At 43.8% G+C, this 12,511-nt stretch carries 12 protein-coding genes and 1 tRNA gene; 7 read left to right on the plus strand and 6 right to left on the minus strand.

Annotated elements, in window-relative coordinates; translation table 11 throughout:
- Positions 1-117: 117 nt before the first annotated feature.
- Positions 118-366 carry a GIY-YIG nuclease family protein gene (locus tag HUJ21_RS11130; protein WP_291369759.1) on the minus strand — a complete coding sequence of 83 codons (249 nt, stop codon included), beginning with the start codon at positions 364-366 and terminating at the stop codon, positions 118-120.
- A 49-nt stretch (positions 367-415) separates the two neighbouring features.
- A tRNA-Met gene (locus HUJ21_RS11135) sits at positions 416-488 on the minus strand.
- Between the two features lie 408 nt (positions 489-896).
- Between HUJ21_RS11135 and era the strand changes: the two genes are divergently transcribed.
- The 3 genes from era to HUJ21_RS11150 are packed head-to-tail and all read left to right on the plus strand — an operon-like array spanning position 897 to position 3,655.
- Complete coding sequence (gene era, locus HUJ21_RS11140) at positions 897-1,787, plus strand: GTPase Era (RefSeq protein WP_291369761.1); 891 nt, start codon at positions 897-899, stop codon at positions 1,785-1,787.
- An 11-nt stretch (positions 1,788-1,798) separates the two neighbouring features.
- Positions 1,799-3,112 carry a ribosome biogenesis GTPase Der gene (der, locus tag HUJ21_RS11145; protein WP_291369763.1) on the plus strand — a complete coding sequence of 438 codons (1,314 nt, stop codon included), beginning with the start codon at positions 1,799-1,801 and terminating at the stop codon, positions 3,110-3,112.
- 6 nt (positions 3,113-3,118) lie between these two features.
- Positions 3,119-3,655: a lipocalin family protein gene (locus HUJ21_RS11150; protein WP_291369765.1), complete on the plus strand. Its 537-nt coding sequence runs from the start codon at positions 3,119-3,121 to the stop codon at positions 3,653-3,655.
- 136 nt (positions 3,656-3,791) lie between these two features.
- Here HUJ21_RS11150 and rsmG read toward each other — a convergent pair whose 3' ends face one another.
- The 3 genes from rsmG to HUJ21_RS11165 are packed head-to-tail and all read right to left on the minus strand — an operon-like array spanning position 3,792 to position 6,172.
- Complete coding sequence (rsmG, locus tag HUJ21_RS11155; protein ID WP_291369767.1) at positions 3,792-4,439, minus strand: 16S rRNA (guanine(527)-N(7))-methyltransferase RsmG; 648 nt, start codon at positions 4,437-4,439, stop codon at positions 3,792-3,794.
- Positions 4,440-4,442: 3 nt separating this feature from the next.
- The gene (locus tag HUJ21_RS11160; RefSeq protein WP_073091939.1) at positions 4,443-5,054 is read right to left on the minus strand and encodes a sigma-70 family RNA polymerase sigma factor; all 612 of its coding nucleotides are present in this window, start codon (positions 5,052-5,054) and stop codon (positions 4,443-4,445) included.
- Positions 5,045-6,172, minus strand: coding sequence for a glycosyltransferase (locus tag HUJ21_RS11165; protein WP_291369771.1), 1,128 nt, complete (start codon positions 6,170-6,172; stop codon positions 5,045-5,047). The genes HUJ21_RS11160 and HUJ21_RS11165 overlap by 10 nt, the downstream gene beginning before the upstream one ends.
- A 122-nt stretch (positions 6,173-6,294) precedes the next feature.
- Between HUJ21_RS11165 and tgt the strand changes: the two genes are divergently transcribed.
- From tgt to HUJ21_RS11180, 3 genes are read left to right on the plus strand one after another with little or no spacing between them, the layout of a single operon-like run.
- Complete coding sequence (gene tgt, locus HUJ21_RS11170) at positions 6,295-7,425, plus strand: tRNA guanosine(34) transglycosylase Tgt (protein WP_291369773.1); 1,131 nt, start codon at positions 6,295-6,297, stop codon at positions 7,423-7,425.
- A gap of 52 nt (positions 7,426-7,477) precedes the next feature.
- Positions 7,478-8,551, plus strand: a complete 1,074-nt coding sequence (locus HUJ21_RS11175) for an LptF/LptG family permease (RefSeq protein WP_291369775.1) — start codon at positions 7,478-7,480, stop codon at positions 8,549-8,551.
- Between the two features lies 1 nt (position 8,552).
- The gene (locus HUJ21_RS11180) at positions 8,553-9,470 is read left to right on the plus strand and encodes a DMT family transporter (protein ID WP_291369777.1); all 918 of its coding nucleotides are present in this window, start codon (positions 8,553-8,555) and stop codon (positions 9,468-9,470) included.
- A 3-nt stretch (positions 9,471-9,473) separates the two neighbouring features.
- On the opposite strand, the gene ispE is transcribed toward HUJ21_RS11180, so the two are convergent.
- Positions 9,474-10,283 (minus strand): 4-(cytidine 5'-diphospho)-2-C-methyl-D-erythritol kinase, encoded by an 810-nt coding sequence (gene ispE / locus HUJ21_RS11185; protein ID WP_291369779.1) that lies wholly within the window; start codon positions 10,281-10,283, stop codon positions 9,474-9,476.
- A gap of 544 nt (positions 10,284-10,827) precedes the next feature.
- Here ispE and ilvD point away from each other — a divergent pair.
- Complete coding sequence (ilvD, locus tag HUJ21_RS11190; protein ID WP_291369781.1) at positions 10,828-12,510, plus strand: dihydroxy-acid dehydratase; 1,683 nt, start codon at positions 10,828-10,830, stop codon at positions 12,508-12,510.
- The last annotated feature ends 1 nt before the right edge of the window (position 12,511 follow it).

The following is a 12,511-nucleotide window of genomic DNA, read 5'->3' on the forward strand; positions in this document are numbered from 1 at the left end:
TTTTGGAGAAAAAAAACAACTAAATTAGAGGCTGCCCGACTTTTCGGACAGCCTCTTGCAAGTAGCGGGAACAGGACTCGATGCTGTGTCCGCCGCGGCGGATATGAGCCCATGGGATTAATTTTTGAGAATAAGATTCCGAATAAATTCTCTACCGATGCCTGTTTTGAGGTATTTTTCTCTATCCATGGCTTCTTTTTTGGATTCAAATTCCTCAGTATGTATAACTTTCCAAGGCCGAAATTTAATCGTCCACCCCTTTTTACCCAGTTCATTATGGGAGATTAGGCGTTTTTGAAGATTAGAAGTAAAGCCGATGTAGATTTTATCGTATTTTTCACTGTAAAGTGCATAAACAGTAAACATGGGATTAAAAATAACAAAAAAAGGGCACTGTTTCCAGTGCCCTTGCAAGTAGCGGGAACAGGACTCGAACCTGTGACCTTTGGGTTATGAGCCCAACGAGCTACCAACTGCTCCATCCCGCGATATGTTTTTAATTCAAAATGCCAACTTTCCGGACTCGAACCTGTGTCCGCCGCGGCGGATATGAGCCCAACGATCCGCCGTGGCGGATCCATCCCGCGATATGTTTTTAATTCAAAATGTCAAATTTCCGGATTCGAACTTGTGTCCGCCGCGGCGGATATGAGCCCAACGATCCGCCGTGGCGGATCCATCCCGCGATATATTTTTATTAATTATTTCAAATTTTGTGACTCATTGTTAAGCGCAGCGAGAAATAAATCCTACACAATATAGCTTGTCAAATAAATCAACACTTTTCGGTATTTTATACGGCAGCAAACGTTTTTTGTTGCCCTTTCCTTTATTGTGGTACAAAGGTAAGGACATATTCTCAAAAATCAAGTACCTTTGTAAAAAAATCTGAAACCATGTCCGAAAGTACACACAAGGCAGGCTTTGTTAACATCATAGGTAAACCTAATGTAGGGAAGTCCACCCTGATGAATGCCCTGCTCGGAGAAAAATTGTCTATCATTTCCTCCAAAGCACAGACTACCCGACATCGTATCCTTGGCATTATGAATGAAGAGGATTACCAGATTGTATTTTCAGATACCCCAGGTATGCTGAAACCCAAGTATGAATTGCACAAAAGCATGATGGGCTTTGTCAATCTTTCTCTGGAAGATGCAGATGTGATCGTTTTTGTGACAGATTTGTTTGAAACAGATGAGGATATCCAGGAAATACTTCAGAAAATCAATGCTTCGGAAGTACCTGTATTGCTGGTGATCAATAAAATAGACCTGAACAAAGAAGAGAAACTACAGGAAGTCACCGATTACTGGACCCAAAGGATCAAGGCAGCAGTGGTCATACCCATATCGGCCCTGGAGCAGTTTAATTTGCAAAAAATCATGCAGGAAATCCTGGACAGGCTGCCGGTTCATCCACCGTTTTATGATAAGGAAGAACTGAGTGACCGCCCGGAGCGTTTCTTTGCGTCTGAGATCATTCGGGAAAAGATATTTACGCGGTACAAAAAGGAAATCCCCTACAGTACGGAGGTGAGGATTGAAGATTTTGAGGAAACGGACAACCTGATTCGCATGCGGGCTTTGATTTTTGTGGAAAGGCAGAGTCAGAAAGGGATCATCATTGGCGACAAAGGCAATGCCTTAAAGAAAGTGGGTACCGAAGCCCGGATTGAAATGGAGACCTTTTTCGGAAAGAAGGTGTTTTTGGAAACCTTTGTCAAGGTGGAAGAAAACTGGAGAAAAAATAAAAACAAGTTGAAAAAATTTGGTTACGACCAATAAAATAGCGCATTATGGCTAATATAGTAGCAATTGTAGGAAGACCTAACGTGGGTAAATCCACTTTTTTTAACCGGTTGATAGAGGAAAGGAAGGCCATTGAGGACAACCTCAGTGGCGTGACCCGGGACCGCCATTACGGGCATGCCCAGTGGGGAGGCAAGTTTTTTTCGGTGATCGATACCGGGGGTTACGTGACCGGGTCTGATGATGTGTTCGAAAAGGAAATCCGGAAACAAGTCAAACTGGCCATAGAAGAGGCATCCGTCATTCTTTTTGTGGTGGATTGCATCGATGGGCTGACGGATCTGGATACCGAATTTGCCAGGGAACTCAGAAATACGGACAAACCGGTATTTATGGTGGCAAATAAAGCGGATAACCTGGACAAAATGTTGATGGCCAATGAGTTTTATGCGCTTGGCTTGGGTGAGGAGACCATCTTTCCGATTTCTTCCTCCAGTGGAAGCGGCATAGGTGACCTGCTGGATGAAGTGATCAAAAAATTTCCGGATGAAGGAGAGGAAGACCCGGATGAGGGGGTGCCAAAAATCGCCATTCTGGGCCGCCCCAATGTGGGGAAATCCTCCTTCCTCAATGCCTTGATAGGTAAAGAACGATCCATCGTAACCGATGAAGCCGGTACAACCCGCGATGCCATTCATACCCGGTACCAATTGTATGGCAAAGACTATATCCTTACAGATACAGCAGGTATCCGCAAAAAGGCCAAGGTAAAGGAGGACATTGAGTTTTATGCGGTCATGCGTTCCCTGCGTACCCTGGAAGATTCGGATGTGGTGATCGTCATGGTAGATGCTACCCGCGGGCTGGAATCTCAGGATGTAAACCTGATTTCCCTGGCCATCAAAAACAACAAAGGGATCATGATCATGGTGAACAAATGGGATTTGATCGAAAAGGATCACAAGACCATGCTCACCTTCAAAGAGGACATGAGCCAAAAGTTAGGTGAAAATAAGTGGATTCCGATTATATTTATTTCTGCACTGACCAAGCAAAGGATTTTCCAGGCCATGGAATTGGCCATGAAAGTGTACGACAACAAACACAGGAAAGTGCCTACCTCCAAATTAAACGAATTTATACTTCCTGAAATTGAAAAATATCCGCCACCTGCAAACAAAGGTAAATACATCAAAATAAAATACATTACCCAATTGCCAACAAAAAACCCGGTTTTTGCGTTTTTTTGTAACTTGCCACAATACATTAAATCTCCCTACACCCGGTTTTTGGAAAACAGGCTGAGAGAGAATTTTGATTTTGAAGGAGTACCGGTGAAGATTACCTACAAGAAAAAATAATCCAGTATGAAAAATTTATGGTATGTTGCCCTTTTTGCATTGGCTTTGTTTACAGGCTGTGCAGTTGAGGATGAACCTGCGGAGCCGCAGTTGGCGGGAGGAGTGTGGAGTCTGGAGTCAGCGAATGTACAGGCATCGGGCACCGCGGTAATTCCGGGCACCCAGAATTCCGTCCCTGTTTCCATTACCGGTAACGGGGAAGACTACGACATGACTGTGGTCTTTGGTGAAGATCCCAATACGGTGATGGCGGAAGGTGAATTCGTTTTCTTTGTCGAAGTGAGTGTGGCAGGCATTCCTTTTGCAGATCAGCGGTTTCCTGTCCAGGGTACTGAAACTTTTGCTGGCACCTGGGAAATCAACAATGATCAACTGGTGATGGTGGATACTGATAATGATGTCTTTGAGATGGAAATTTTAGAATTCACAGAAAACCGGCTTAGGGTTTCTGGCATGCCGAATGTCATGGATTTTAGCGAATTTGATATGTCAGGAGTGACCCCTGGGGAAGCAACAGCAGAATTCGTTCTGGTCAGGCAATAATAAAATCCGTTTCGTTGGAGCTGGCCAAATGTGAAGGCTTAGCTGTGTCAGAACATCATTTTATAGAAACCGGGCTTTATCGGGTATGGGTTGAAGAAATTTAGAGATTGGGTTATTCCCTGACCGTAAAATTAATTTACCTTTTTCCCTCATAGGGGATGTAGATTACTTTTTTGGTTTTAAAGAATTCTTCTGAAAAATAATCATCCAGAAAATAAGGTACATAGGACAGGTTTAAAGCCTCGAGTTCCTCATCTACCTCACCGCCTTTCAGGTAGAAGATACCATTTTGGAAGTCCTGATGCAGATTTTCTTTTCTGAATTTACCTTTTACCCAGGGAAGGAATTTCTCCATTTGGGTCACCGCCCTGCTGATCACAAAGTGATAGCTTCGGGTCAGACTTTCTGCCCTGGCCTGTTGGGCTTCTACATTTTGCAAACCAAGCTGCCGGACCACATCCTTCACCACAGTGATCTTTTTGCCTATGGAGTCCACCAGGTGAAAATGGACTTCAGGGAATAATATAGCCAGGGGAATGCCCGGAAATCCACCTCCTGTGCCAATATCCAATATTTTAGTACCCGGAGAAAACTGAATTACCCTGGCAATGCCGAGAGAATGCAATACATGGTGTATGTAAAAACTATCCATGTCTTTTCTGCTGATCACATTGATTTTGCTGTTCCAATCCTGGTAAATTGCTCCCATGAGTTCGAATTGATGAATTTGCTTTTCCGTCAAATCGGGGAAATATTTCAGGATGAGCGATTGGTCTGGCTCCATGAATTAAATATGTTTGTTTTTACCCTGGGCGATTTCGAAAAGCAATTCCCTGGACCTGTGAAGCTGCGCTTTGACGGTGCCCAAAGGTTTTCCCAATTCCTCGGCAATTTCATCATAAGACAACTCGTCAAAATACCTTAATTTGACCAATTTGCGGTACTTGGCCGGGAGTTTTGCAACAAAAATGCGGACCATCTCCTTTCTTTGGGTCTTGATGAATTCATCCTGAGGATTGTTGTCATCATCTTCAATGTCTATATTGACTGTGTTGCCTCCATCATCTGTCATGGTATTGTTGAGGCTCATGGTTTTGAGTTTCTTTTTCCGGATAAAGTCGATGGTATTATTGGTGGCAATGCGGAAAAGCCAGGTGGAGAAAGTGTAGTCTTTTTTAAATTTATGGAGGTTCCTGAAGGCCTTGGCAAAGGCCTCCATGGTCAGGTCTTCGGCATCATCCGCATCCCTGATCATTTTCAATATCATAAAATACACGGCTTTCTTATAGCGTTTCATCAGCGAAGCATAAGCCTGCTGGTCTTTCTCCTTGACCGCCTTGTCGATCAATTCGAAATCTTCCAATGCCTTATCTGAAAAACCTCTTTCGTTTATTTCCATTTAACCGTTTTTGACAGGTAACCTAGTGTACCCAGAACCCAAAAATAGACCATATACATCAAATCGAAAAACATGGTCCAAATCACTTTTCCTTTGCCTTCCAGTTTTTTTCTGGCTTCATGGATGATGAAATACTGAATTGTGGCCCTGAACAAAACTAACCCCAATACCACGGCAATTGGTTCCCAGGAACTGGCGAGAATGACAATCACGGCAGCAGAAAGCCAGAATATCAAATGACTCAACGAATACAAACCTAATTTTAGTTTATCTTTGCCACGGTAATATTTACCGGCATGAAAATGACGCTTTTTTTGCGTAAAGTAGTCTTTGAAGTTGGTTTTTGGCTCGGAAACGGTAATGCTTTCCGGATGAGCCACAATGGCGGTATTTGATGACATGGCATAGCGATTGACAAAGAGGTCATCATCCCCGCCTTCAATGTGCCAAAGGGATTTAAAAGCTTTTTTCTCCATAAAAAAATCCTTCCTGTAACACAGGTTTCTGCCTACCCCCATAAAGGGAGATTTCCAATACCCAAAAGAAAAATAATAAATGGCGGTAAGCAGGGTTTCGAATTGTATGATCCGATTCAATAAGCCGGGCAGGGCCATGTAGGAGCCGTGGCCCAGGGCAAAAACCTTGTTTTCAAGGCGGATGGGGGCGGACATCCTTTTGATCCAATGCAATGATACCGGTCTGCAATCTGCGTCTGTCAACAAAACAATGCCATATTGGGAGACCTTGATCCCAAGGGTAAGGGCGTATTTTTTTGAAGTTACATGAGAAGGGGTGTACCGGATATTCACCGCCCTGAAATTGGGATATTGTGTGGAAAACTCACGCAGTAAGGCTTCTGAATCATCCCAGGAACAGTCATTGACGACTACCACTTCAAATTTGGGATACTGTTGTTGCATTAACAAAGGAATAAGGTCCTTGAGGTGGGAGGACTCATTTTTTGCCGCAATGACAATGGAAACTCCGGGCGGGTTCGGAATTAGATTTTCTTCAGGCTGGTTTTTGTAGAAAAATGCAAATCTGCCAAAAACAAGCAGCAAATAAGTAAACTGTATGCCCGAAGCCAAAAAAAACAAGCCCCATATTATATTTTCCATGCTTACCTGTTGAGTCGCTTGCTTAAGATTAAATCAAAAATTTCGTTTCTTTTGTAGAAATGCACCTATTTTTGTGCCCAAATATAAGGAGTAATTGGTGGATTTTTCAATGAAAGGCAGGAATGAAATTTAATCTTCAGCATAAAGATCAGGCTACAAAGGCCAGAGCCGGGAGGATACTGACAGACCACGGGGAAATACAAACCCCCATATTCATGCCGGTGGGAACAGCAGGATCGGTAAAAGCCGTTCATCAACGGGAATTGACTTATGATATAAAGGCACAGATCATCCTGGGCAATACCTATCATTTGTACCTTCGCCCCGGTTTGCAGGTGCTGGAGGCGGCGGGGGGGCTTCACAAATTTATGGGTTGGACCGGCCCGATACTTACCGATAGTGGAGGATATCAGGTATTTTCCCTGGCAGATAGTCGGAAGATTACCGAGGAGGGTGTCATGTTTCAATCTCATATTGATGGCTCCAGGCATCATTTCAGTCCTGAATCGGTGATGGATGTGCAGCGCAGTATAGGTGCAGATATTATCATGGCTTTTGATGAATGCACTCCCTACCCCTGCGAGTGGAATTATGCCAAAACCTCTCTGGCCCTGACCCAACGCTGGCTCGGACGCTGCAAACAAAGATTTGACGCTACCGAAGGAAAATATGGCTATCAGCAGGCCCTTTTCCCCATTGTACAGGGCAGTACCTTCAAGGATTTAAGACAAGATGCTGCCCGTTTTGTGGCAGATCAGCATATGGAAGGGAATGCCATAGGAGGATTATCAGTAGGAGAACCGGCCGAACTAATGTATGAAATGACAGATCTGGTTACCGATCTTTTACCCAAAGAAAAGCCAAGGTACCTGATGGGAGTGGGAACACCTGCCAATATTCTGGAAGCAATCGGCTTGGGCATAGATATGTTTGATTGCGTGATGCCGACCAGGAATGCCAGAAATGGGATGTTGTTCACTACCGAAGGGATTATCAATATCAGGAATGAAAAATGGAAAGCGGATTTTTCTCCCATAGATAACGGCTTCCCCTCCCATGTCAGTAGTTTTTATACCCGGGCCTATCTGAGGCACCTGACGATCAGTAAGGAAATGTTGGCGGCGCAGATTGCCAGTATTCATAATTTATCCTTTTATCTTTGGCTGGTAGCCCAGGCCAGGGAACATATTATCGCAGGGGATTTTCTCACATGGAAAAATGCCATGGTAGAAAAAGTTGGCAGGCGTCTATAAACCCCGGAGATATTAATTCGTTTGCTATCATTGGGAAATTAAGCCAGTTAAAATGAAGCTATTGGACAAATTGATCATAAAGGATTTCCTCAAAACCTACCTGTTTGTGGTTTTGATGCTGATCATGGTGGTGCTGGTGCTGGATTTCACGGAGAAAAACGATACCTATATAAGAAATAATGTGCCCACAGGTGAGGTATTGCAGTACATGCTGAATTACGGGTTGTACCTGAACAACCTGCTTACGCCAATAACAGTTTTCATTTCGGTGATTTTTATCACCTCAAAAATGGCGGGAAGAACGGAGATTATTGCCATTTTAAGTAGTGGGGTAAGTTTCATGCGGATGCTGGTCCCTTTTCTTTTATCGGCCATTTTAATTGCGGTGGTGAGTTTTCTGCTCAACGGCTGGGTACTGCCTGTGGCTACAGCAGGAGTTTCGCAGTTTAAAGTAGAGTACCTGGACAAACAACAACAGTCCAATCTGCAACATATCCACATCAAGGTGGCTCCAAATGTATATGCCTATCTTTTACGGTATTTTACCTCTAACAATTCCGGTTACAATTTTACCCTGGAGCATATTGAAGAGGGCAAATTGCTATCCAAATTCTCTGCAGACAGAATCGTTTGGGATACAACTACCAATGCCTGGAGTGCAAAAAACTGGAAACTTCGGGAATTGCAGGAAATGGGGGAGCGATGGGATGCCGGCGATGAGATGGATACCACCTTATCCATTACCCCCAATGATTTTGACCTGCCGCTGAACCACCATGAAACCTTAACCCTTCCAGAACTTACTGAACAGATAAAAATCCTGGAAGAAAGAGGGGCGGATAATATCAGCTTTTACCGCATAGAAAAGTATGTGCGTTTCATGTCTCCTTTTGCCGCCATTCTGCTCACCTTTATCGGGGTCATTGTCTCTGCCAAAAAGACCAGGGGAGGATCGGGGTTTAAGATTGCTCTTGGCTTTCTTCTGGCATTCGTGTACATCATTCTCTTTCTCCTTTCAAGGACATTTGCGGAAGCCGGTACTGCCTATCCGGTTTTGGCCGTTTGGATACCAAATATAGTATTTGGTTTGACGGGATTGATTTTATACAAGACCATACCCCGGTAAAATGGAGCTGGCCACAGTAAAAGATTATTTATGGCTGCATCTGGTGGTCCTGATTTGGGGCTTTACCGCTGTTTTGGGTTTGTTGATTTCTCTTCCTCCGGTAGAAATTGTGATTTACAGGACATTAATGGCGGGTGCCGGACTTTTTATATTGATTAAACTAAAGAAAAAACCTGTAAAAGTCAGCTGGTCGAATTTGGGCAAATTCCTGTTGACGGGGGGATTGATAGGAGCGCATTGGATTTTATTTTTCTGGTCAGCGCAGGTATCCACTGCTTCGGTCTGTCTGGCTGGGATGGCCACCTGTTCTCTGTGGACAGCCATCATCGAACCTCTTGTAAACCGGGAGCCTGTTAAATGGTATGAGGTATTTCTCGGGCTGCTGGTTATTTTGGGCCTGCTGGTCATATTCAAATTTGAAACCGGCTATTGGCTGGGGCTGAGCATGGCTGTTATTGCAGCACTAATCGGAGCCATATTTACAGTGGTCAATGGGCGATTGATCAAGTCCAGTAGTCCATTCATCATTACGTTTTATGAAATGCTGGGAGCCTGTCTGGCGGCATTGAGTTTTTTGCCTTTCTACGCTTTCTATTTTTCTTCAGGAAGCATTAGCTGGTTGCCTCAGGGCTGGGACTGGTTTTGGTTGTTGGTTCTTTCGCAGGTGTGTACGGTTTTTGCTTTTACTGCCTCTGTCCATTTGATGAAAAGGGTCACAGCTTTTGCCATCAACCTGACAATCAATATGGAACCGGTGTATGGTATTCTGCTTGCCTTTTTGGTATTTGGAGAAAAAGAAAAAATGACAGCAGGCTTCTACTTGGGAACCATGGTCATTCTCTTTTCCGTATGTCTGTACCCTGTCATCCAGTATGCCCTCAAAAGGAAGATGACCCGGCAATTGCGTAGACTGCAATAAGTGTTAATCAAGCGCTTTACGCACCTGTATATAGTGGTCCCTAAAGGAAAGCTTTTCCGGCTCTTCTGAAAATAAGCCGAAAACGGATGAACCTGAGCCCGACATAGAAGCGTACCAGGCACCTGCCTGATACAGTGAAGATTTGATAGCTGAAAGTATGGGGTATTTTTTAAAGAGGCTGCTTTCAAAATCATTGGTAAGATCTTTTTTCCAGTCTTCAGGTTTCTTCAATATTTCCTTCAGGTCTTTCTGCCCGGATCTGGGTTGTACACCGGCATAAGCTTCCTGGGTACTGATATGAATTCCCGGATGAATAAGGTACAGCCAGTTTCCGGACAGCTTCACCGCGGCAGGTTGGAGCAACTCCCCTCTTCCTGTGGCGATCTGGGCCTGATTTTCAATGAAAAAAGGACAGTCGCTGCCCAACCGGGCCGCGTACTGTTTAAGTTTTTGTTTGTCAATTTTTAACTCAAAGATATCATTCAACATGGACAGTGCGAAAGCTGCATCGGCAGATCCCCCGCCAAGGCCTGCCCCAATAGGTATGTTTTTATGCAGGTGGATTTGAACAGGTGATAATTGAGGGAAATCAGCCCCCAATAAATGATACGCCTTTAAGATCAGGTTATTTTCAGATTCACCAGGAATGGCTATTCCACTACTACTGAACCCGGAAGTATCGGATGGGATTATTTCCAATGCATCACTAACAGGAATAGGGTACATGCAGGTGCTGATTTCGTGGAAGTTGTCTTTTCTTTTGCCAAGGATTTGAAGCCCCAGATTTATTTTTGCGTTAGGAAAAGTGATCATGATAAAGTGCCTTTTGAATCCAAAAATAAAATAAAGCCATGGATAAATTAAAGGGACAAGGACAATTCCTCTGAAAGAAAAATCATTTGGGGGATAAAGGGTGGTGAAAGGGACAGTTAAAGCCTGTTTTGGGGAAAAAATTTAACAAATGTTTGCATCAGAATAATATTTTGAAATTTTTTACATTAGTAAAATTTAAAAAATTAAATTCTACACTTTACTTAATAATAAACTATAATTTCTATTTCTATTTCAAATGCCTAATATTATTATTTCTCATAAATTAAAAAATGAAATAAAATATTGTAAGTATGGATTATGGGTTTTAATATTGCATTATCATTAGAACCAAAAAGGTAAAGATTACCATTTAAAAAAACGAAATATGTTCATTCTGGTCAGCCTTGTCGTACTTATCGTCATTATCATCTAGAGAGGGATGAAGCGCTGATCTATTGCCGATAGAAAAATACCATAAAGTGCTTCATTCGAGTGAAGCACTTTTTTTTATAAGCCAGTTGTTAAAAAAAAATAGATTAAATAAATGAGTGATTCAAAGAAACACAGTTGGGAGGTAAGTGATAATCAGGAAAATCCTGCTTCAATGGCCATGTTGTATGCCACCGGGCTTTCAGATGAAAAGATGAAACAACCCTTTGTGGGAGTGGCGAGCTGTGGATATGAGAGTAATCCCTGTAACATGCACCTCAATGATTTCGCAAGAGCCATCAAGGCTGCTACAGTGAAATCCAAGCTGACTGGAATGGTTTTCAATACAATAGGTATCAGTGACGGAATTTCCATGGGAACAGCAGGGATGCGGTACAGTTTGCCTTCCAGGGAAATCATTGCGGACTCCATTGAATCATTTATTTTAGGTCATTCTTTCGATGGGATTGTAGCAGTGGCTGGTTGTGATAAAAACATGCCAGGGGCCATTATGGGCATGCTGCGGGTCAACCGGCCCAGCATCATGGTCTATGGGGGTACCATCCGTTCCGGGAAATACAAAGGCGAGAAACTCAATATCGTTTCAGCATTTGAAGCCTACGGCAAGCGCATCAAAGACGAGATTTCAGATGAGGACTATATGGGCGTCATTAAGAATGCCTGTCCGGGAGCAGGTGCATGCGGCGGGATGTATACCGCAAACACCATGTCTTCGGCCATAGAAGCCATGGGGCTTTCCCTGCCTTACAGTGCCTCTAACCCGGCCAATTCCAAAGAAAAAGCTGCAGAATGTGAGGCTGCAGGAGAGTTTATTGCTAACCTCCTGGCCATGGACCTTAAGCCAAAAGACATCCTTACCAGAAAGAGTCTGGAAAACGCCGTCCGGGTAGTGGTAGCATTGGCAGGAAGTACCAATGCAGTTCTTCATTTGCTGGCCATTGCGCGTACGGCTGGCATAGATTTTGGCCTGGAAGATTTTAAACGAATCAATGCAAGTACGCCTGTTTTGGGTGATTTCAAGCCAAGTGGCAAATACCTTATGGAAGACCTGCACGAGCAGGGTGGGCTTCCGGCATTTATGAAGTATTTGCTGGATAATGGTTTGTTGCATGGAGATTGCATGACAGTAACCGGTAAGACGATTGCGGAAAACCTGGCCAACATTGCTCCGGTCAAGGCAGAAAAGGGAAGTGTAATCTGCCCGCTGGAGGATCCGATTAAGGCCACAGGTCATTTGTGTATCTTAAATGGAAACCTGGCACCTGAAGGTGCAGTGGCCAAAATTTCCGGAAAAGAGGGTGTTTCTTTTACCGGACCGGCCAAGGTTTACAATTCAGAGCAGGAGGCCAATGACGCCATGAAAAACCAGGAGGTTCAGAAAGGTGATGTGGTTGTGATCAGGTATGTAGGTCCCAAGGGGGGACCGGGAATGCCGGAGATGTTGAAACCCACTTCCATAATCATTGGCTCCGGCCTGGGTTCGGATGTGGCTTTGATTACAGATGGGCGATTTTCCGGAGGAACCCATGGTTTTGTGGTAGGACATGTAACGCCCGAAGCCTATGTAGGAGGACCGATCGGACTCTTGCAGAATGGTGATATCGTAACCATCAATGCGGAAAGTTTGGAAATCAGCTGCAATGTTACTCCTGAAGCCTTTGAAGAAAGGAAAAAAACCTGGGTTAACAAAGATTTAAGCCATTTAAATGGAACGCTAAAAAAATATTCTCAGTTAGTTTCTACGGCATCCGAGGGGTGCGTGACAGATAAAAGTTAAC

This window comes from Cyclobacterium sp., from assembly GCF_014762705.1.
In the GTDB taxonomy this organism is placed as follows: domain Bacteria; phylum Bacteroidota; class Bacteroidia; order Cytophagales; family Cyclobacteriaceae; genus Cyclobacterium.